Below are 20,407 nucleotides of genomic sequence, written 5' to 3'. Positions count from 1 at the left end.
TTCCCTGGGTGAGATGTCGATCTCGCCGCAGGCCGTGCATCGGAGTGGTAGATGCTGGATTCCGACCTGTACAGAAGAGGTGACCTCAGTGGGCAAGTACCTGGTGATGATCTACGACAACGAGGCGATGTGGGCAACCGCCGATCCGGCCGCGGCGGAGGAGAACCACAAGCGGCACCAAGCGTTCGCCGCGGCCAACGGGGCGGCGTTGCGCGGCGGTGCCCAGCTCGGTGAGAGCAACACCGCGACGTCGATCAGATCCGACCGGAACGGCGGGTTCGTGGTGACCGACGGGACGTTCGTCGAGACCAAGGAAGTGATGGGCGGTTACTACCTGATCGAGGCGGCCGACCTGGACGAGGCCCTGGACATCGCCAAGCAGGTGCCGGCGCCGATGGGTGGCGTCGAGGTCCGGCCGATCGTCAACGGTGGCTGACTCGGTCGCCGAGGCAGTGGCGGAGGCCCACACGAGCGAGTGGGCCTTCGTCCTGGCCGCCACGGCCCGCGTGGCGGCCGACCTGAACCTGGCCGAGGACTGTGTGCAGGACGCGTACGCGAAGGCGCTCGTGCACTGGCAGGAGCAGGGCGTCCCGCGGCGCCCGGGTGCCTGGTTGACGACCGTTGCCACTCGCCGGGCGCTGGAGCTTCGGCGCCGGGCGGGCCTCGCGGAGCGGAAGCTCCCGCTGCTGATGCCCGATCCGGTCGACGACGAGGACCTGGCCGCCGGTGTGTTCCCGGACGACCGGTTGCGGCTGGTGTTCACCTGCTGCCACCCGGCGCTGGCGCAGGAGGCGCAGATCGCGCTGACGCTGCGGCTGGTGTGCGGGCTGTCGTCCGCGGAGATCGCGAAGGCGTTCCTGGTCAAGGAGACCGCGATGCAAGCCCGGATCACGCGGGCCAAGCACAAGATCTCGCGGTCGGGGATTCCCTACCGGGTACCGCGGCTGGCCGATCTGCCCGACCGCATCGACGCCGTGCTGGACGTCGTACACCTGGTTTACACCGCTGGGCACACGGCTGCCGACGGTGCCGCGCTGACGCGGCCTGACCTGGCCCGGCGGGGGCTCGATCTGGCGCGCATGGTTCGGCTGCTGCTGCCGGACAGTGGCGAGGCGACGGCGCTGCTCGCGCTGCTGTCGCTGACGGAGGCGCGGCAGGCGGCTCGGGTCGACAGTGCCGGGCGACTGGTGCTGATGGAGGATCAGGATCGTTCGCTGTGGGATCGCGGGCTGATCGACGAGGGTCTTGCGCTGCTGCGTGCGGCGTTGAGGTGGCCGGTGGGGCGGTTCGGACTCATGGCGGCCATCGCCGCGGTGCACGCCGAGGCGGAGCGGTGGGAGGACACCGACTGGCAGGAGATCCTCGGGCTGTACGACCTGTTGCTCGCTCGCTGGCCGTCGCCCGTGGTCGCGCTCAACCGGATCGTGGCGCTCAGCTACGTCGACGGTCCGGAGGCGGCGCTCCGTGCATTGCAGTCGCCGGCCGCAGATCCCGCGCTGGCGACGTACCCGTATCTCGCGTCCGTGCGGGCCGAACTGCTTCGTCGTACCGGGGACTGGGCGGAGGCCGTGGCGGCCTATGAGGAGGCGCTGGCGTTCACCAGCAACGAGGTGGAGGCGGAGTTCCTGGTACGGCGGATCACGCGAGGCGCTTGAGGACCTCGTCGTGGAGGCGGCCGTTGGTGGCGACGGCGTTGGGGCCGTTCGGGCCCGGCGTGCCGTCGACCGAGGTGAACTTCCCGCCGGCCTCCTCGACGATGATGGCCAGCGCGGCCATGTCGTACAGGTTCAGCTCGGGCTCGGCGGCGATGTCGACGGCGCCCTCCGCGACCAGCATGTACGACCAGAAGTCGCCGTACGCGCGGGTCCGCCAGCACGAGTCCATCAGGTCGGCCCACTGGTTCTTCTTGCCGATCTTCTCCCAGCCCTTGAGCGAGGCGTACGACAGCGACGCGTCCTCGATCCTGCTGACGTCGCTGACCCGGCACGGCTGGGACGAGTGCAGGGCCCGGCCGGTCCAGGCGCCGTCGCCGTACGACGCCCACCAGCGCCTGCCGAGGGCCGGAGCGGAGACCACGCCGACGACCACCTGGTCCTCGATCATCAGGCTGATCAGCGTCGCCCAGACCGGGACGCCGCGGATGTAGTTCTTCGTGCCGTCGATCGGGTCGACCACCCAGCGGCGCACACCCCAGCCCGACGTGCCGTCCTCCTCGCCGACGAACGCGTCCCGCGGCCGGGCCCGGGCGAGCGTCTTGCGCATCACGTCCTCGACCTTCTTGTCCGACTCGCTCACCGGGGTGAGGTCCGGCTTGGTGGACACGTGCAGGTCGAGCGCCTTGTAGCGGTCCATCGTGGTCGAGTCCGCGTCGTCGGCCAGGATGTGGGCGAGCCGCAGGTCATCCGTGTGCGAAGGCATGCCGGAAGGCTAGCCTGACCGGCCGCTCGCGGGCACGGGTGTCCGCAAAGGTTGCGGAACGGTTGCGGCCAGGATTGAACCGAACCGGGTCGTTGAACGTGCAGTTAGTGTCTGATCACGTCAACGACCGCCATGGAGGCGTCAATGTTCGAGCGCTTCGGGGACCTGCCGCTGCACGTGCTGGTGATCCACGCCGCGGTCGTCGTACTGCCGGTGGCGGCTCTCACCGCGATCGTCTTCGCCGTCTGGCCGCGATCACGGTGGCTGCTGCGCTGGCCGGCGCTGCTGCTCGGGCTCGGTTCGCTGGTGCTCGCGTACGTCGCAAAGGAGAGCGGGGACGCGTTCGTCGCGGCGGTGCCGACGTTGGAGCAGGCCGTTCGGGAGCATGAGCGGCGGGGGGATCTGCTGTTCTGGTACTGCGTGGTGTTCGCGGTGGTTGCCGTGGTCGCGTTCTTTCTGCTGGGTGGGCCGTCGGCGCTGGCCAGTGGATGGGGGGCGAAGGCAACCAAGAGCAAGCCGCTCGAGCTGATCACGAGTGTGGCTGTGGTGATCATCGGCGTACTCGTCATCTGGCAGACCATCCGCACCGGCGACGCCGGCGCCAAAGCCGTCTGGGACGGCCAACTCCCGGCTAGGTAGCTTCCGGTACGGCGGGGGCGTCGCGGCCTTCGCGGCTGGCTAGGAGGCGGCGGAAGGAGGTTACTCGGGCCGGGTCGAGATGCTCGGCTTCGTCGAGAGCGCAGTCGGGGGCCGATTCGGTGTGGGTGCAGCCGCGGGGGCAGTCTTCGGCGACTTCGGCCAGGTCGGGGAACGCGTCGATGAGCTTGTCCGAGTCCACGTGGGCCAGGCCGAACGAGCGGATACCGGGAGTGTCGATCAGCCAGCCGCCGTCCGGCAAACGCAGTACCTGCGTGTTCGTCGAGGTATGACGCCCACGCCCGGTCACCTCGTTGACCACACCGATCGCGCGGTCGGCGCCCGGGATCAGCGCGTTCACCAACGTCGACTTCCCGACGCCCGAGTGACCGACGAGCACGCTGGTGCGGTCATGCAACTGTGCGCGAAGTGCACCCAGATCACCGTTCTGGTGCGTCGCCACCGACTCGACCCCGAGCGGCCGGTAGATCGAGAGCAGCGGATCCGGGTCGGCCAGGTCGGTCTTGGTCAGACACAGCAGCGGGCGCATCCCGGCGTCGTACGCGGCGACCAGGAAGCGGTCGATCAGGCCGGTCCGCGGTTCCGGGTTCGCGACGGCGACCACGATGACGAGTTGGTCCGCGTTCGCGACCAGGGGACGTTCGACCGGGTCGTCGTCATCGGCCGACCGGCGCAGCAGCGTCGTCCGCGGATGCACCTCGACGATCCGGGCCAGGGTGCCCTCGTCGCCGCTCGCGTCGCCGGCGAGCTTGACCCGGTCCCCGACGATCACGCCGGTCCGGCCGAGTTGCCGGGCCTTCATCGCGATCACCTGCCGGCCGGCGTGCGGATCCTGCACCCAGCAGGTGTAGCGGCCGCGGTCGCGGGTGATGACGAAACCGGTGACGGCGTCGTCGTACGAGGGGCGGTCCTTGGTCCGCGGCCGGGTGCGGCGCTTCGGCCGGTCGTACCGGGCCTCCTCGTCGTACCGCGACATCAGCCGGCGAGCTCCGACCACAATTGGGGGAACTCGGGCAGCGTCTTCGCCGTGGTCCCGATGTTCTCGATTTCCAGGCCGTCGACGAGCAAGCCGACCACGGCGGCCGCGTGGGCCATCCGGTGGTCGTCGTACGTGCCGAAAAGCCCGCCACGCAACGGCTTCGGCCGGATCTCCAGGCCGTCGGCCAGTTGGGTCACGTCCCCGCCGAGTGCGTTGAACTCGCGCTCGAGGGCGGCCAGCCGATCCGTCTCGTGGTTGCGCAGGTGAGCGATGCCACGCAGGTACGACGGCCCGTCCGCGAACGCGGCCACCGCGGCGATGACGGGGGAGAGCTCCCCGACCTCGCTCAGGTCCAGGTCGACCCCCTGCACCCGGCCCGTGCCGCGAACGGTCAGGCCGTCGTCGGTCCGGGCGACCTCGGCGCCGAAGCGGGTGAAGATGTCGCGCAGTTGGTCACCCGGCTGGGTGGTCTGCGCGGGCCAGCCGGTCACGGTCACCTCGCCACCGGTCAGTACGGCGGCAGCCAGGAACGGCGCGGCGTTGGACAGGTCCGGCTCGATCGCGGTGTCCAATGCCCGGATGGGGCCGGGGGCAACCACCCAGCGGTTCGGCTCGCTGTCGTCCACCTGGACGCCGCGTTCGCGCAGCATCGCCACCGACATGTCGAGGTGCGGCTGCGACGGCACCGGCTTCCCGTCGTGGCGGATGTCGACGCCCTCGTCGTACCGGGCTCCGGCGAGCAGGAGTGCGGAGACGAACTGGCTCGACCCGGACGCGTCCAGCGTGACCTTGCCGCCGCGGACCGAGCCCGCGCCGGAGACGGCGTACGGCATCCGGCCGGTCCCGTGGTCGTCGATCAGTACGCCGAGGGTGCGCAGCGCGCCGAGGATGACGTCCATCGGGCGTTCCCGCGCGTACGGGTCGCCGTCGAACTCGACGACGCCGTCGGCCAGCGCGGCCACCGGCGGGACGAACCGCATCACGGTGCCGGCCAGACCGCAGTCGACGCGGGCCGGGCCCTTGAGCGAACCCGGGGTGACGGTGACGGTCGCGCCGTTCTCGGTGATGCCGACGCCGAGCGAGACCAGGGCGGCCCGCATCAACGAGGTGTCACGGGCGGCCAGCAGTCCGGTCAGGTGGGACGGGCCGTCCGCGATCGCGGCGAGGATGAGCGCACGGTTACTGATCGACTTCGATCCGGGCACCGTGACCCGGCCGGTGACCGGACCCTCCGCCCGCGGCGCCGGCCAGCCCTGCTGCTCCCTCATCCCACTCCTTCAGCTCGGAATTTCTGCCCCGAGCCTAGCGGGATCGCTCCCCGGGCACCTGTCAGCCCAGGTGAAGCTCCGCCTTGGCGAGCTTCGCGGCGTGCCTGGCCTCGCGGGCGAACTGCTTCGCCTCACGCTTGGCCGCCTTCGCGCCGCGCTTGGTCTCGCGCTTCGCGGCCCGGGCACCGTGCGTGGCCCGCCAGGCGACACCCGGCTTGCCTTCGGTGTCCACCGCGGCCAGCAGCAGGCCGCCGAGCAGGCTGAGGTTCTTCATGAACTGGACCCGCTGAACCTGCCGGGCATCCTTGTCCTTCACTTCCCAGAACGGGTGGCCGGCGACCGTCACCGGGACCAGCGTCGTGGCCAGTACCGTGGCCCCCAGCCGCCGTCCCTTGCCGCTGGCGAGCGCGAGGCCGCCGAGCACCTGGACGGCGCCGTTGAGCCGGACCAGATTGACCGTGGTCTCGGGGATGCGGTCACTGATCTGCGGCGGTGCCACCTTCTTCACCATCGGCACCAGGCGGTCGGTCACCGGCTGGGCCTTGGGTACCAGCGGCTCCGGGTTCCGGATCGAGTTCGCACCCTGCACGACGAAGATCATCGACAGCAGCGGCCTGGCCAGTGCGCGCACGACAGTCATGCCTCCTTCATACACCACGTCTCGTCTGGCGTCCGGTACCCACGGCTCAACCGTTCAGCCTCAGATCGGGCAGCCGTCGGGGCCGCAGGTGGGGTCGTCGGAGCCGCCGGGTCCGGTGATGAGGGTGACTGGCCTGCGGTCGGCGTCGGCCCGGCGGAGCGCTTCGCGGAACACCTCGACCGGCTGTGCACCACTCACGCCGTACTTCTCGTCGATGACGAAGAACGGCACGCCGTTCGCGCCGTACGCGAGCGCCTGGGCCTGGTCGGCGGCCACCTCTTCGGCGTACGCCGTACTGGCGAGAACCTCACCGACTCGGTCGGAGGGGAGGCCGACCTCGTCGGCCAGGGCGGCGAGCGTGGTGTGGTCGCCGACCGGGAGACCGTCGGTGAAGTACGCCTTCAGCAGGCGCTCCTTGAGCCGGTCCTGGGTGTCGGCGGGGACCTCACCGGCGTCGACCAGCTCGCGGGAGAGGTGGAGCAGGCGGTGGGCGTCGACGGTGTTGGCGGCCTTGGCCTGGTCGAGGTGGTACTCGAGCCCGAGCTCGGCCGCGATCTCGGTCACGTGAGCGTTGGCCTGCACACCCCACTCACGACCGCGGCCGTACTTCTCGCCGAGCCGGGTCGGCAGGTCACGCGGGTCGTCGTTGGTCGCCGACGGATCCAGCTGGAAGCTGTGCCAGACGATCTGGGCCTGGTCCCCGGTCTCGGCCAGCGCCTGTTCGAGCCGCCGCTTCCCGATGTAGCACCACGGACAGACGACGTCGGACCACACATCGATACGCATGCTTGCGGCAACCTCGCCGATTCCGGCCCTATTCCCAACCGTCTCCGCTTGTGACGCGTCTGACGCTCCATGGACGAACAACTGGTGCGCGGGCTGTTGCGGGAGCAGCATCCGGACTTGGCCGAATTGACGCTGCGGAAGGTGATCGGGGGGTGGGACAACCAGATGTGGCGGCTCGGGGACGAGTTGGCGGTGCGGTTGCCGCGGACGGAACGCGGACCGGAGCTGCTGCGGAAGGAGTACCGCTGGCTGCCGGAACTCGCGCCGAGGCTGACGTTGCCGGTGCCGATGCCGCAGCGGATCGGGGAGCCGACCGAGCGGTTCCCGGAGCCGTGGCTGGTCACCACCTGGGTGGCCGGTGAACCGGCCGACCGTACGCCGATCGACGCCGGGCACGCTGCGGAGACCCTCGCCAGGTTCCTCCGGGAACTGCACGTGCCGGCGCCCGAGGACGCGCCGCTCAGCCCGGACCGCGGTGTGCCGCTCCGGAGTCTGGAGGTCAGCGAGGCCGACATCGAGGACGTTGCCGTGCGCAAGATCTGGGCCGAGGCGCTCGCAGCCCCGGAATGGACCGGGCCGCCGGTGTGGTTCCACGGTGACCTGCATCCGGCGAACGTTGTCGTCGAGGACGGCACGCTCGCCGGGGTGATCGACTTCGGTGACATGGGGGCCGGCGATCCAGCCGTCGATCTTGCCGCCGCCTGGATCCTGCTGCCCGCCGGTACGGCGGACCGCTTCTTCGACGCCTATGGGCTCGCGGACGACGCCACGATCACCCGTGCGCGCGGCTTGGCCGCGCTCAAGGCGCTCGCCCTCATCTCCGTCGGCGAGGCCGGGGAGCGCGGGTTGCCGGGCGGGAAGCCGACCTGGTTGCCGGCGGGGCAGCGAACCCTGGAACGGCTCATGTGAGACGTCGGCCGCGTCCTGAATCGCGCTGTCAGCCGCAGCGGCGTACGGCCAAGAGGGCGTAGGTGCGGGCTGCGTGGAGGACTTCGTCGAGGCGGACGTGTTCGTCGGTGGCGTGGGCGTAGCGGACGTCGCCGGGGCCGTACTGAAGCGTGGGGATGCCGGCGGCGGCGTACTGGCGCAGGTCGGAGCCGTACGGCGCCCCTCTGACCTCCGGGGTCGGGTCACCGGCAGCTTCGAGGGTGTCGGTGAGCAGTGGGTCGTCGGCGGGGAGGACGCCGGAGGCGAACGCGCCACCGGGCCAGGTGACCTTGACCGGGTGGTCACGCAGCCAGTCGTCCTTGGCACACGCTTCGGCGACCGCCGACTCGAGGGCTGCCCGGGCCGCGGCGACCGGTTCCCCGAGGCGTACGCCGTACCTGCCCTCGGCGATCAGTACGTCGGGAACCGTGCTGGCCCAGTCACCGGCGTGGATCGTGCCGACGGACAGCGGGTTCGCCAGGTCGAGGTGAGCGAGCAGGGGATGCGGGTCGCGGTTGCGCTCGGCCTCCAGCGCCTGCAACGCGGACTGGATCACGACGAACTTCTCGATCGCGCTGACACCACGCGTCCGAGTCGAGCCGTGCGTCGCCAGGCCGGGGACCTCGAGCCGGAAGGTCAGCGATCCGGAGTTCGCCGGGATGACACAGCCCGCGGTCGGTTCGGCGATCAGGCAGGCCTCGCCGGTGTGGCCGCGCCGGAGCGTCGCGAACGCGCCGGCGCCGCCGTCCTCCTCGCCGATCACCGTGTGCACGGCCAGCGGCTTGCGCAACCGGACGCCCGCGGCAGCGATCGCCGCGACCGCGCCCAGGATCGCCGCGACGCCGCCCTTCATGTCGCAGGTCCCACGACCCCACATGACCCCGTCCTCGACCCGCGCCGAGAACGGGTCGCCGTCCGGCCACAAACTGAGGTCACCCGGCGGCACCACGTCCACGTGCCCGTTCAGGATCAGCCCCGGCGTCCCGTCACCACCGAGGACGCCGACGCATCCCCAGGCCTGGTCGCGGGTCACCTCCATGCCCGGGAACTCCGGGTCCGCGGTCACCGCGGGCAGATCGATCCGCCAGTGGTCGACGGTCAGCCCGAGATCGGTCAGCCGCCGCGCACACCACGCCTGCACGTCCGCCTCGGCCGCGGTCCCGTCGACACTCGGGATCCGCACCAGTTCCCGCAGTTCGTCGACGATCCGGTCGTCGTCGATCGCCGCCAGCACTTGTCCTTCGACCTCACTCAGCATGGACACATCATGCATCGAGCAGTTCGAGAACCCGGCGCCCACCGTGGTCGACGCGGGCGAGGAAGGCTGGGTTCCGCTCCCGCACGAACGCGGCGATCCCCGCGTACGACGCCGCCGCACACACCGCCACGGTCGCCCGTCCACCGGCCCGCAGGGCCGCCTCCAGGAACAGTTCGTCGACACCGGCCGGCGCTCCGTCCCGGGCCGCCGAGGCCGCCAGCGAGACCAGGTCGTACGCCCGCGAGCCACCGTTGGCCGCCTCGATGTCGACGATCGCGGCGATCCGCCCGTCGGCCACGATCAGATTGCCGACGTTCAGGTCACCGTGGACGAGGTCGTCCTCCGGCAACGCGTGATCGCGGTACGGCCGGCACAAGTCGTCGTACCGTTCGATCAGGTCGGCCGACTGCCCGCCGTACCGGCGGACGCGCTCCCAGATGCCGTCCCAGCCGTCGAAGACGACGCCCCGCGCGTACGCCGACCAGGTCGGCTCGACGTCGGGCACGAGCCCTCGTTGCGTGTCGCAGATCGCGATCAGCTCGCGGGCGAGGGCGGGTCCGATCGTGGACGCGTCCTCGAGGCCGGTGCCGGCGACGTACTCCTGAAGCTGGTAAGGCGATCCGGCCGCGGTTGTGCCGACCGCCAGCCAGGCCGGGGTCGGATAACCGGCCGCGCGGGCCCGGCGGACGAGGTCGTTCGCCCGCCGGACCCGCGGTGCCCAAGCCGGGTCGGCGCTCCACTTCAGTACGGCGCGGGCGGCGCCGTCGGTCAGCTCGTAGGCGCCCGACTGCAGTCCACCGGCGAGTCGCCGGACCAGCTGATACCTGGTGCCCAGGGCAACGTTCAGCTGGGCGACCACGTCGTCGGTGGTGTCCACTACGGCGTCAACCGGTGCAGGTCGCGGGGGAACAACGTGACCTCGCGGATGTTCTCCGCACCCGTCAGCCGCGCCACGAACCGCTCCAGCCCGATCGCGAACCCGCCGTGCGGCGGCATCCCGTGCTTGAACGCCTGCAGATAGGAGCTGTACGCCGGCGCGTCCGGCGACTCACCCCGCGCCTGCAGAGCCGCGACGTAGTCGCTGTAGCGATGCAGCCGTTGGCCGCCGGTGACGAGCTCCATCCCCTTGAACAGCAGGTCGAACGAGTTCGACCACCGCGGGTCCGACGGCTGCGGATGCGTGTAGAACGGCCGCTTCACCATCGGATAGCCCTCGACCGCGACGAACTCGCTGCCGTGCTCGCGCAGCGCCCACTCGCCGATCGCCCGCTCGTCGGCCGGCGCCAGGTCCGGCTCGTCCGGGTCCGCCCCGGCGATCTTCAGCGCCTCGCTGAAGTGCACCACCGGCACCTCGGCAGGGATCTCCGGCAACTGGACGCCCAGTCGTTCGAGCGCGGGCGCGGCCCGCTCACCCACCGCGGACAGCATCCCCGCGACGGCCGACCGGAGTACGACGAGTACGTCGCGATGGTCCTGGATGAACCCGAACTCCGCGTCCAGCGACACGTACTCGGCCAGGTGCCGGACCGTGTCGTGCGGCTCGGCGCGGAACACCGGCCCGACCTCGAAGACCCGCTCGAACACCCCGACCATCGTCTGCTTGTAGAACTGCGGCGACTGCGCCAGGTACGCCGGTCCGCCGAAGTAGTCCAGCGCGAACACGTTGGCCCCGGACTCGGTCGCCGTACCGACGATCTTCGGCGTCTGGATCTCGGTGAAGCCCTGACCGTCCAGGCCCGTACGGAACCCGTGGAGCGCGGCGGCCGCCATCTCCCACCCGGCGCGTACGGCGGGATGCCGCAACGCGACCGGCGCGTTGTCCAGTACGACGGGCAGTCCGGCGCCGACCGTGGGCCGCCACAGCTCGACCGGCGGCGTCTGTGCGGGCTCGGTCAGCGGCTCGATCACCGGGTCGACGATCTCCGCACCACCGGGCGCCTGCGGGTTGGCGGCGACCGTCCCGGTCACCTGGACCACGGTCTCCTCACCGAGTTCGTCCAGCCGGGCCAGGGTCTCCGGCGCCTTCACCACGATCTGGCTCAGGCCGGACCGGTCGCGCAGGACCAGGAAACTGACGGCGGCGAGCCGTCGTCTTCGGTGCACCCAGCCGGCCACCGTGACGGACTGGCCCACTGCTGAGGGGATCTCATGGCTGAGAATGCGCATCGCTGTTTTCACCTCCAGGTCGTCTCTCGTACCCCGGAGGTGTGGGCGAAGGGGAACTCGCGGTGCCACCACACCTTCACCGGATCCGGCGGATCCGGCCTCTTGCCGTGCATTCGCTCAGGAGTGTCTTCGCCACCGCTCCAGGTATCGCCTCACAGCAACCGGCGACTCTCTCGGACCTGGGGTACGGCGCTACTTGGTTCCGTCACCGCGAACACTCTCAGGATAAGACAGCCGGCAACCCGGTTTTCTCAGCGCCGGGTGGTGGACGGCGGGATCTGGGCGGTGTCGGTGTCCTCGCGGCCGCCGACCCGGGCGTACACGGTGAGCTGGTTCGCCGCGCCGCTGCCGGGCAGCCACGCGGTCCATTCGGAGTTGAACGGCTTGCGGTAGTTGTCGGTCCAGCAGGTCGCACGCCGGACGTCGGTCGAGCGCGAGCAGGTCCAGCCGTGGTCCAGCGCGGACAGGAACGACAGGTTCCGGCCCCACGAGATCTCCAGGGTCACCCGGCGGTTGGCGACACCGTTCACCTTCAGGAACCGGTTGTAGACGAACGGGTTCGGGTCGGTGTGCGGCGTCGGGGTGATGATCTGCAGCAGCGACTCGTCCTGTTTGATCCCCGGCAGCGTCTCGGAGTCCGTGTCACTCACCAGCCCGGCCGTCGCGGCCACGGTGAACGTTCGGTCCGAGGCCGAGCCTTCCGGCGGGACGTCGAAGTCGGCCGGCAGGGGAGCCGGTCTGGCCGGGTTGAGCGCCGTACAGGTCTGGGTCTTGGCCGTGCACTTCCAGCCCGCCGGGTTGCCCGTGATCGGCCACTCGAGCGCGGCGCCGTAGGTGATCTTCAGCGTCACGCTCGGTCGGTCCGTGCCCGGGGCAACGGTCAGGATCCGGTGATGGACGTCCGGGTCGGCCTTGCCGGCGGCGATCTTCAACAGGTTGTCGTCGGTCCGCGGCGGGGCGGTCAGCGTCTCGGAGTCGTCGTCGTACAGCCGGCCGGTCTTGGCCGAGACGGTGAACGTGCGGTCGGCCTGGGTGCCGCCGGTGGGGCTGTCGAAGGTGACCGGGAGCGGGCGAGGTGCGGCCGGGTTGGTCGCCGTACACGTTCCGGCGGCCGGGGTGCAGGTCCAGCCGGCGGGATTGCCGGTCAGCGGCCATGCGAGGGCGGCGCCGTACTTGATGCCGACGACAACAGGGTCCGTGTTGGCTGCCGGCGGCTTGATCGTGATGACGAACTTCACCCCGGCGGCGCTGTCCGACCCCTCCGCGCGGGTGGATGGAGCACCGCCCCCCGGCGGCATGGTGATCGTCAGCAGCCCCTCGTCCAGGATCCGCGTGGTCGGCACCGGTGGCGTGGGTGTCGGCGTCGTCGGAGTCGGACTGGTCGGCGTTGGCGACGTCGGCGTAGGAGTCGGAGCCGGCGTCTGTGTCGGCTCCGGCTCGGTCGGCTCGGTGCTCGGCGGCGCGGTGGTCGGAGCCGTGGTCGGTTGCGCGGACGGCGGCCTGGCCGTCGGCGGTTTCACCGGCGGGACGGTCGGCGGCTCAGCCGGCGGCTGGGTCGGCTGCTGCGCCGGTGGGTTGTTGATCGCCGCCGGCGGAGTCTCGTTGCCGGTAAGCGCGAACGCCGCGAGGATGGCGGCGACCGCGACGACCACGACCGCTCCGGCGCCGACCGCCGTACGGGTGCTGTTCTCCGTCGCCTTCTTCCAGCCGGTGACGAGGAAGCCGACCAGGCCGGCCTTCGCACCGGACGCGGCGGCCAGGTAGCCGAGACCCGCGGTGCCCAGCAGGGCCGGGGCGAGCAGTGCCGGCAGCGCGCTGTTGACCTCGACCAGCTCGAGGTAGACCGCGGTGCACTTGGCGCAGTCGTCCAGGTGCTCGCGGACGTTGCGGTTCTCCCGCTTGGTCAGGCCGCCGCGGACATACGCGCCGAGACGCTCGGTGGTCCAGCGGCAGCGGTCGCCGGCGACGTCGGCCAGATGCTGCTGCAGGTAGGCCTGGCGCAGGCCCTCGCGGGCGCGGTAGGCCAGCGCGGAGACGCCGTTCGCAGTCAGGCCGAGCAGGGGAGCGATGGCCGCGGGCTTCTCGCCCTCGACCTCGGTGTGCCAGAGCACGGCCTGCCAGCGCTCCGGCAGGCTCGCGAACGCCTTGGCCGCCGCACCGCTCTCGAACCCGGTCACGGTCGGGTCGTCGAACGTCTCCGGCTCCCGCTCGTACGCCGCGATGTCGTCGGTGGCCTGGACCTTCCGGCCGGACCGGATCCGGTCCACGTGCACCCGTCGTACCGTCGTCAGCAGGTACGCCCGGAAGGAGATGTCCGGACCGCCGCCGGAGCGCAGCGCGTCCAGCACCTTGGCGAACGCGTCACTGGCCAGGTCGTCGGCGTCGTTGGCCGGGACCAGCTGGCGGGCCATCCGCTCGGCGGCGTGGTGGTGCCGGCCGAACAGTTCGCCGTACGCCTCGAGGTCGCCGTTGCGGACACGCGCGATCAATTCGGCGTCGCTCGGTCCTTCCGGCGTCTCCATCTGTCTCCCCGTGAGTCACGACTGTCCGTACGACGGCGTGACGGTCCGTCACATCGTTGCCAGGGACAAGAGTCCCACGCGGGACGGCCTGTGTGCACCCTGGGCACGTTTCCCGACCCGGAACCGTGCCTCCTTTCCTGACGAGAACGGTGGTGGCGAAGTTACGCGAAAAAAGTTCGGCGGATCCGCGTCATGAACCGCCGGCGGCGCTGTCTCACCTCCGGAACGACGCTTCCGGCCGCCCGGTCGGGAGACTGACGGGACTTTTCGAGGAGGGCCATGTCGCTGTTCGCGGACATCCGCCGACGGTTCGACCTGCGTCCGCACAAGTCCCTGAACCTGGCGGGGTCGCCCGCCCGGAACCGGCCGGAGGCGTCGTACCCCGATGAGCAACCGTGCGAGTGGAGGGACTCGCACGGCACAGCTGGCACCGACCACAGCGCCTACCTCGCGATCGCCGAGGCGCTGCGCGACGGTGCCGATGTCGTGCCTGCGAGTGACGAGGTCGGCCGGCAGTTGGCGGCCGACGGAGTCTCGTTGCTCGAGGCACTTGATGGGCTGAGTGCGTTGTACCGCTCGATCGCCGGGGGCGAGCCGGCTTTCGCCGCGGTACGCGCACTCAGTTCCAGCTGGGCCGAGGCCTCGTTGATCTACCTCCACTCGCTGTCCTGCGAGGACCCGCTGACCGGGCTGTCCAGCCTGGCGCACCTGCGGTCCCGCCTCGGAGAGCTCTATCGAGAGGCGGAGTTCCGTGGAACTTCCGTACCGCAGTCCCACGCACTGGTGGTTGTCGAGCCGCTCAATCCCCCGGGGACGACGCCGTTCGACCGCGAGCTCCGGCTGGTCGACGTGGCGGAATGCCTGCGGATCGTCTTCTGCGGCGGTGACGTACTCGGCCGCGTCGGCTCACGCCGCGCGGCGGCGCTCGTCGGCCGCGAGCCGAACCTGCCGGAGCAGGTCCAGACGGTACGAGCCCTGATCACCCAGTGGCGGCTGGACACCGACGTACCCCAGCTGGCCCGGATCTGGATCGAGGGACTGCCGACCACCGACGCCATGGCCGGGCGGGTGCTGGACGAGCTGGCCAGATCTTAGGACCTGCGTCCGGGCGCCAACAGGGGGGTGCCCGGACGCACCAGACCGGCGGCGGATCGCCTATCACGGGGTGGGCGATCCGTCGCCGCTCGTTCCCGGTGATTGTCGGTCGGGCTGACTAGGCTGTTTTCCATGTGTGGTCGATACGCGTCCAGCCGGGATCCGGCCGATCTCGTCGTCGAGTTCGAGATCGAGGCGGGCAACGTCCGGGAGTCCGTCCAGGAGTTGCCGCAGAACTACAACGTCGCGCCGACCGACCAGGTGATCGCGGTGGTCGAGCGGAAGAACCGTGAGGTTCCGGACGAGACGGTGCGCAAGCTGACCACGGTGAAGTGGGGGCTGGTTCCGTCCTGGGCGAAGGACACCTCGATCGGGAACCGGCTGATCAACGCGCGGATGGAGACGGTCGCGGAGAAGCCGGCGTTCAAGAAGGCCTTCGCCTCCCGGCGCTGCATCCTGCCCGCCGACGGGTATTACGAGTGGTACAAGTCCGAGCAGAAGGTCAACGGCAAGCCGGTCAAGCAGCCGTACTTCATCCGCCCGGCCGACGGCGGCGTCCTGGCGATGGCCGGGCTGTATGAGATCTGGCGGGACAACTCCGTCGAGGACCCGGAGAAGGACGAGGCCTGGCTGTGGACCTGCACGGTCCTCACCACCACGGCCACCGACGACCTCGGCCGCATCCACGACCGGATGCCGCTGCTGGTCGAGCGGGAGCGGTACGACGCCTGGCTCGACCCGCGCAGCTCCGACCCTGACGCGCTGCTCGATCTGCTGGTCCCGGCCGCCCCGGGCCGCCTCGAGGCGTACGCCGTCTCCAAGGCGGTCAGCTCGGTGAAGAACAACGGACCCCACCTGATCGAGCCGCTGCCGCCCGACGGCGTCGACCCGATCGACAAGCCCGACGAGCCGGAGGAGACCACTCTCTTCTGATCTTCCGACGCACCCAGCTGTCTTGTCGTGCTCTTCAGCCTTTGAAACACCTGTCTGCTGACCCACCGGGCGAGGACCGCCGTTCCGCGCGTGGGTGATGACAGGATGGGGCGGTGACCGACGAACGGATAGTGGGGACGCCGCACGGGGATGCCCGGATCGTCGCGCATCGGGCCCGGCGGCCGGTGGCGACGCTGGCCCTCGGTCATGGTGCCGGGGGCGGAATCGAGTCGGGTGACCTGGCCGCGCTGGCCGCCCGGCTGCCGAAGCATGACATCAACGTGTTCCTGATCGAGCAGCCCTGGCGCTACGCGGGGCGGAAACTGGCGCCCGGCCCGAAGGTCCTCGACGAGGCCTGGATCGCGATCATCGGCCAGCTCCGGATCCGCACCCCGCTGGTGATCGGCGGCCGCAGCGCCGGCGCCCGGGTGGCCTGCCGGACCGCGAGCAGCCTCGGTGCGTCCGGCGTACTGGCGCTGGCCTTTCCCTTGCACGCGCCGGGCAAGCCGGAGAAGTCGCGGGTCGACGAGTTGCAGGGCGCCGGGCTGCCGACGCTGGTGGTGCAGGGAGAGCGGGACCCGTTCGGGGTGCCCGAGGAATTCCCTCCGCTCACCGAGATGGCCGTCGTACCGGACGCCGATCACTCGTTCAAGGTGCCGAAGCGGGCCGAACTGAGCCAGCAGGAGGCCCACGACCTGCTCGTCGAAGCCGTGTTCGAATGGGTGAGCCGCGAGGTGTCCGGATAGTGGACAGCCGCTGACAGGGCAGCACCGACCGGGAATTCCCCCGCGCCCGGGCGTGTTGTGGCCGGCATGATGGCGACGAGAGAGGCTCCGGCGAGGACCACCGGGAAGTCCCCGGTATTCTCGATAACGATGCCCACTCCCACCACGACCGAGACTCCCGAGCAGCGGACCGCGCGCTTCGAGCGCGAGGCGCTGCCCTTCCTCGACCAGATGTACGCCGCGGCGATGCGGATGACCCGTAATCCGTCGGACGCCGAAGACCTGGTTCAGGACACCTTCGCGAAGGCGTACAGCTCGTTCCACCAGTTCACGCCCGGCACCAACCTGAAGGCGTGGCTGTACCGGATCCTGACCAACACCTTCATCAACGGATACCGCAAGCGGCAGCGCCAGCCGACGCAGTCGCCGACCGAGGAGATCGAGGACTGGCAGCTGACCGCCGCCGAGTCGCACACTCCCGGCGGCCTGAAGTCGGCCGAGGCGGTCGCCCTCGAGCACCTGCCCGACTCCGACGTCAAAGAGGCCCTGCAGGCGATCCCGGAGGACTTCCGCCTGGCCGTCTACCTGGCCGACGTCGAGGGCTTTGCGTACAAGGAGATCGCCGACATCATGGGTACGCCGGTCGGCACCGTGATGTCGCGGTTGCACCGTGGCCGGCGCCAGCTGCGTGACCTGCTGGGCGACTACGCGCGCGACCGGGGCCTGATCCCGACGGACGAGACCGGAACCGAGGAGGAGTCGTGAGCTGCGGCGAGCACCACGACGTCGACTGCAGCGAGATCCTGCAGCGTGTGTACGTGTTCATCGACAACGAACTCGAGGACGCCAGCTCCGAGGAGATCCGGCAGCACCTGGAAGAGTGCGCCCCCTGCCTGGACGAGTACGACCTGGAACGCTGCGTCAAGAAACTGGTCCACCGCTCCTGCGGCTCCGATCACGCCCCCGACGCCCTCCGCCAAAAAATCCTCCTCCGCCTAACCCAAATCCAGGTAGAAACCACCATCACCCCCACCGACTGAACGCTCTCTCAGATCGAGTGCGTCGTAAAGGTATAGGTGTAGGGCCTCCCGCGCTGCAATAACGCCAACAGCTCATTGGCATAGGTTTCATGGATCGAAGAAACAGGGGCCAGTACGGTCGCCGCGGTCCCTGCATTGGTAGCCGCGGCCGACCTGTCACCCGCGGCAGCGTGGATCCGGGCCATCTCCAGCAGCAGTCGGCCTTCCCGAATCGGGTTCTTGAGCCTACGGGCTGACACCAGCCCCGCTTCGGCATGTCGCAGTGCGGTTTCGTAATCGCCCTGGGCGGCGAATGCGAGCGTGAGAGTTTGGTGGCTTTCGGTCAGGCCGACGTCGTCGTGCGCCTGCTCCGCGAGCCTGAGACTGTGCAGAGTCCAGTCGACGGCCTCGCCATACCGGCCGACCAGCAAGTGAGAGAAACCGGCGTTGATGTATCGCTTGTAAGCCGAGCGAGTATCGCCGGCCTTCTCGGCCAGGGCGATTCCACGCCGGAACGCGTCGTTCGCACGGTCGTAGTCGCCGGCGCGGTTGTAGAGTCCGCCGACCGCTGTATAGGCGACACCCTCGAGGGTGGCATCGCCCAGCTCTTGGCTGAGCTGCAGCGATCGGTTGCCGAACTCGAGCGCCTCCTCGACCCGGCCGAGGTGGCCGAGGACATAGGTGAGCGAAGAGCAGCATCGAGCCAGCCCGGCCGTATCGGATTGCTCGCGGAACATCTCCAGCGCTGTGAACAGGTGAGTGGCGGCCGACTCCAGGTCGCCGTTCTCGACCTCGGGGATCGCGTTGTCATGTTCCAGCCAGGCTGCCATCAACGGCCGGTTGCACCGCTGCGCGATCTCGACCGCGCCATGGCCGAGCTCTCGCATCTCGACCCAGCGGCGGCGCGGCTCGTGGTAGCCGAACAGCGCCAGGGCAAGCTCCGGGAACAGCGCGGATCCGGCCAGGGTCGATGCGGCGGCCTGGGCCACCCGGTCCATCAAATTGCGCTGTTCGTTGTCGAACCAGCGCAAAGCCGAGTCCATGTCGGCGAGAGCCGGAAACGGCTCGATCCGAGTTGAGGCGAAGGCCAATCGCGGGCTCGCGTCGTGGGTCAGCGAATGACAGAGCCAGCCGCAGCCGACGTAGAAGCGCAGGAGTCGTTCCAGGCCTGCATCGCGTTCGGCGAAGGTGAAGGACTGCTCGGCGAGCTCTCGCCCGTAGGTCCGGATCAGGTCGTGGAAGCGGTAGCGCTCGGGAGCCACGGACTCGAGCAAGTTGAGATCTACCAGGCGTTCCAGGATCGCATCGGCCCGCCGTACTGGAATGTCGAGCAGGTGAGCGGCGACAACGGTGAGCAGGTCGGCCCCGTCGGGCACACACAGCATCGGCAAGGCTTGCGCTGCTTCACGATCCAGACTCCGATCACTGGTCTCCAGGTACTGCACCGAGCTGGCGATGCTCGCCCGTACGCCGGTCTCGTCGGACCCGAGACCGTCAAGCCGTCTGCCCTCGTCCTGCAGCAGCTCGACCAGGTGCTGAATCGGCCACGTGGGACGAGCCGCCAGCCGGGCAGCGATCAAGCGGACCGCCAACGGCAGCCGTCCGATCAGCAGCGTGAGGCTCTCGGCAGCTGCCGGTTCGGCCGCAACTCGGTCGGCGCCGACAACACCCGACAAGAGCTCGACCGACTCGACCTCCGACAGCGCATCGAGCCTGATCTGCCGCGCACCGGGCAACGTAGCCATCGACCCTCGGCTGGTGATGATCACCGCCGACCCCGGGCTCCCTGGCAGCAACGGCAGGACGTGCCGTACGTCGGTTGCGTTGTCGAGCAGCACCAGCACACGACGGCCTGCCAGCTGCGATCGCAGTAAAGCTGACGCTTCTTCAACGCCTTCAGGGATGAGCTGCAGATCCAGTCCAAGCGAGCGCAGCAGTTGGCGCAGGGCGTCGGTCGTGGTCATCGGACTGCCCGGCCCGTAGCCGCGGAGGTTGAGATACAGATGGCCGTCCGGATAGCTGTCCACCAATTGATGGGCGGCTTGAACGGCCAGCGAGGTCTTGCCGATCCCACCCATCCCGGTCACAGCGACGATCCCGATCGCCCCACTGCGACCGGGACCGCGCAGGGCCGACAGGATGGCCTCCATCTGCGCGGCGCGACCGGTGAAGTCGGGGATGGCCGGAGGTAGCTGCGAAGGCATCGGCAGGGAGTAGCCGGTCGGGGACTCGGAGCCGGAGACCGGTGTCTGGCGCTTGCGACCCTTGCTGCGCGCGACGGTCATGAACTCCGTGGTCTCGTCCGTGCTCAGACCGAGGACCGCGGTCAGCGCGCGGACGGTGTCGACCCTCGGACGACTTCGGGTGCCGCGTTCGAGGACGCTGATCGCCTGCTCGCTCAGGCCGGCCTTCTCGGCGAGAGCGGCCTGGGTGAGACCGGCCCGGATGCGGTACCTGCGCAGCAGTTCGCCGAAGCTTTCCGCGGCCATCGTCACCCACCTCCCTCACGCATCGACCCACACCCGGCTACCGACGGCGCCGTACCGGAGCTAACTCTAGAAGGATCGGACGATCACGCGCTGGCGCTATCCACAGCGGGACTGGACCGGTTTGGGCAGGCCTTCGACGGTGCTGCGGATCACAGCGCCGAAAGGCAAAACGATCGTTTGAACATTGCCTTGGGTATTCGTTCGTGGACGCTACGGATACAAGACCTGTGAGAATGATGATCTGGACCGACCTGTGACCAAATTGCAAAGACCCCGGTTTTGGCCGGGGTCCTTGCTGTCTGTAGCCGCCTGAGTCAGGCGTTCGGGCGCTTACCGTGGTTAGCGCCCTTCTTCTTCCGCGCGCGGCGCTTGCGGCCGGTCTTGCCCATTCCTAAGCCTCCTTGAAACAACTGCAAAGAGTCACAGTCTCTCATACCATGCCTCTCAGTTCACTCTCGGCGGCGGGTCACGGTTGGGCTTACAGTGTTTCGGCGTGGGCCTGATGAGCAAGATTCAGACGAGTCA

General features: G+C 69.6%; 20 protein-coding genes and 1 pseudogene. 9 read left to right on the top strand and 12 right to left on the bottom strand.

The annotated features are described in order from the left end of the window. Nucleotides 1-88: 88 nt before the first annotated feature. Both ACYVOK_RS26545 and ACYVOK_RS26540 read left to right on the top strand, forming a co-directional pair. Nucleotides 89-436, top strand: a complete 348-nt coding sequence (locus ACYVOK_RS26545; RefSeq protein WP_460665264.1) for a YciI family protein — start codon at nt 89-91, stop codon at nt 434-436. Further along, nucleotides 429-1,655 carry an RNA polymerase sigma factor gene (locus ACYVOK_RS26540; RefSeq protein ID WP_460665263.1) on the top strand — a complete coding sequence of 409 codons (1,227 nt, stop codon included), beginning with the start codon at nt 429-431 and terminating at the stop codon, nt 1,653-1,655. Before ACYVOK_RS26545 ends, ACYVOK_RS26540 begins: the two co-directional genes overlap by 8 nt. Here ACYVOK_RS26540 and hisN read toward each other — a convergent pair. Further along, on the bottom strand, nt 1,639-2,418 hold the full coding sequence (gene hisN / locus ACYVOK_RS26535; RefSeq protein ID WP_460665262.1) for a histidinol-phosphatase: 780 nt from the start codon (nt 2,416-2,418) through the stop codon (nt 1,639-1,641). The two genes, ACYVOK_RS26540 and hisN, sit on opposite strands and share 17 nt — an antisense overlap. Before the next feature lie 144 nt (nt 2,419-2,562). On the opposite strand from hisN, the gene ACYVOK_RS26530 reads away from it, so the two are divergent. Beyond that, nucleotides 2,563-3,057 carry a DUF2231 domain-containing protein gene (locus ACYVOK_RS26530; protein WP_460665261.1) on the top strand — a complete coding sequence of 165 codons (495 nt, stop codon included), beginning with the start codon at nt 2,563-2,565 and terminating at the stop codon, nt 3,055-3,057. Here ACYVOK_RS26530 and rsgA read toward each other — a convergent pair. The 4 genes from rsgA to ACYVOK_RS26510 form a co-directional block, all read right to left on the bottom strand. Then, the gene (gene rsgA, locus ACYVOK_RS26525; protein ID WP_460665260.1) at nt 3,050-4,051 is read right to left on the bottom strand and encodes a ribosome small subunit-dependent GTPase A; all 1,002 of its coding nucleotides are present in this window, start codon (nt 4,049-4,051) and stop codon (nt 3,050-3,052) included. The two genes, ACYVOK_RS26530 and rsgA, sit on opposite strands and share 8 nt — an antisense overlap. Further along, on the bottom strand, nt 4,051-5,322 hold the full coding sequence (gene aroA, locus ACYVOK_RS26520; protein ID WP_460665259.1) for a 3-phosphoshikimate 1-carboxyvinyltransferase: 1,272 nt from the start codon (nt 5,320-5,322) through the stop codon (nt 4,051-4,053). Before aroA ends, rsgA begins: the two co-directional genes overlap by 1 nt. A 61-nt stretch (nt 5,323-5,383) precedes the next feature. Beyond that, the gene (locus ACYVOK_RS26515) at nt 5,384-5,962 is read right to left on the bottom strand and encodes a DoxX family protein (RefSeq protein ID WP_460665258.1); all 579 of its coding nucleotides are present in this window, start codon (nt 5,960-5,962) and stop codon (nt 5,384-5,386) included. Nucleotides 5,963-6,022: 60 nt separating this feature from the next. After that, on the bottom strand, nt 6,023-6,748 hold the full coding sequence (locus ACYVOK_RS26510) for a DsbA family oxidoreductase (RefSeq protein WP_460665257.1): 726 nt from the start codon (nt 6,746-6,748) through the stop codon (nt 6,023-6,025). A 69-nt stretch (nt 6,749-6,817) separates the two neighbouring features. Here ACYVOK_RS26510 and ACYVOK_RS26505 point away from each other — a divergent pair, with 69 nt between their 5' ends. Continuing rightward, nucleotides 6,818-7,657: an aminoglycoside phosphotransferase family protein gene (locus tag ACYVOK_RS26505; RefSeq protein WP_460665256.1), complete on the top strand. Its 840-nt coding sequence runs from the start codon at nt 6,818-6,820 to the stop codon at nt 7,655-7,657. Nucleotides 7,658-7,685: 28 nt separating this feature from the next. Here the strand turns inward: ACYVOK_RS26505 and ACYVOK_RS26500 are convergent, their stop codons facing one another. The 4 genes from ACYVOK_RS26500 to ACYVOK_RS26485 all read right to left on the bottom strand — a co-directional run bounded on the left by ACYVOK_RS26500 (nt 7,686) and on the right by ACYVOK_RS26485 (nt 13,621). Beyond that, the gene (locus tag ACYVOK_RS26500) at nt 7,686-8,933 is read right to left on the bottom strand and encodes an ArgE/DapE family deacylase (protein ID WP_460665255.1); all 1,248 of its coding nucleotides are present in this window, start codon (nt 8,931-8,933) and stop codon (nt 7,686-7,688) included. Between the two features lie 7 nt (nt 8,934-8,940). Next, nucleotides 8,941-9,810 (bottom strand): phosphotransferase family protein, encoded by an 870-nt coding sequence (locus ACYVOK_RS26495; RefSeq protein ID WP_460665254.1) that lies wholly within the window; start codon nt 9,808-9,810, stop codon nt 8,941-8,943. Then, the gene (aspS, locus tag ACYVOK_RS26490) at nt 9,810-11,099 is read right to left on the bottom strand and encodes an aspartate--tRNA(Asn) ligase (protein ID WP_460665253.1); all 1,290 of its coding nucleotides are present in this window, start codon (nt 11,097-11,099) and stop codon (nt 9,810-9,812) included. The genes ACYVOK_RS26495 and aspS overlap by 1 nt, the downstream gene beginning before the upstream one ends. Nucleotides 11,100-11,350: 251 nt before the next feature. Next, on the bottom strand, nt 11,351-13,621 hold the full coding sequence (locus ACYVOK_RS26485; RefSeq protein ID WP_460665252.1) for a sigma-70 family RNA polymerase sigma factor: 2,271 nt from the start codon (nt 13,619-13,621) through the stop codon (nt 11,351-11,353). 279 nt (nt 13,622-13,900) lie between these two features. Between ACYVOK_RS26485 and ACYVOK_RS26480 the strand changes: the two genes are divergently transcribed. The 5 genes from ACYVOK_RS26480 (at nt 13,901) to rsrA (ending at nt 17,414) form a co-directional block, all read left to right on the top strand. Then, nucleotides 13,901-14,716: a hypothetical protein gene (locus tag ACYVOK_RS26480; protein WP_460665251.1), complete on the top strand. Its 816-nt coding sequence runs from the start codon at nt 13,901-13,903 to the stop codon at nt 14,714-14,716. Nucleotides 14,717-14,848: 132 nt separating this feature from the next. Beyond that, entirely contained in the window at nt 14,849-15,649 is an 801-nt protein-coding gene (locus ACYVOK_RS26475; RefSeq protein WP_460665250.1) for an SOS response-associated peptidase, read from the top strand. A 113-nt stretch (nt 15,650-15,762) separates the two neighbouring features. Further along, nucleotides 15,763-16,395 (top strand): alpha/beta hydrolase family protein, encoded by a 633-nt coding sequence (locus ACYVOK_RS26470; RefSeq protein WP_460665249.1) that lies wholly within the window; start codon nt 15,763-15,765, stop codon nt 16,393-16,395. A 129-nt stretch (nt 16,396-16,524) separates the two neighbouring features. Beyond that, the gene (locus ACYVOK_RS26465) at nt 16,525-17,139 is read left to right on the top strand and encodes a sigma-70 family RNA polymerase sigma factor (protein WP_460665248.1); all 615 of its coding nucleotides are present in this window, start codon (nt 16,525-16,527) and stop codon (nt 17,137-17,139) included. Continuing rightward, the gene (rsrA, locus tag ACYVOK_RS26460) at nt 17,136-17,414 is read left to right on the top strand and encodes a mycothiol system anti-sigma-R factor (protein WP_460665247.1); all 279 of its coding nucleotides are present in this window, start codon (nt 17,136-17,138) and stop codon (nt 17,412-17,414) included. Before ACYVOK_RS26465 ends, rsrA begins: the two co-directional genes overlap by 4 nt. 8 nt (nt 17,415-17,422) lie before the next feature. Here rsrA and ACYVOK_RS26455 read toward each other — a convergent pair whose 3' ends face one another. The 3 genes and pseudogenes from ACYVOK_RS26455 to ACYVOK_RS26445 all read right to left on the bottom strand — a co-directional run bounded on the left by ACYVOK_RS26455 (nt 17,423) and on the right by ACYVOK_RS26445 (nt 20,271). After that, nucleotides 17,423-19,678, bottom strand: coding sequence for an ATP-binding protein (locus ACYVOK_RS26455; protein WP_460665741.1), 2,256 nt, complete (start codon nt 19,676-19,678; stop codon nt 17,423-17,425). Between the two features lie 15 nt (nt 19,679-19,693). Beyond that, a pseudogene (locus ACYVOK_RS26450) lies at nt 19,694-19,882 on the bottom strand (helix-turn-helix transcriptional regulator); the annotation flags it as partial. A gap of 314 nt (nt 19,883-20,196) precedes the next feature. After that, complete coding sequence (locus tag ACYVOK_RS26445) at nt 20,197-20,271, bottom strand: 50S ribosomal protein bL37 (protein ID WP_369759046.1); 75 nt, start codon at nt 20,269-20,271, stop codon at nt 20,197-20,199. Between the last annotated feature and the right edge of the window lie 136 nt (nt 20,272-20,407).

It is taken from the genome of Kribbella swartbergensis, from assembly GCF_054784135.1.
This window is presented reverse-complemented; position numbering and strand designations above follow the sequence as displayed.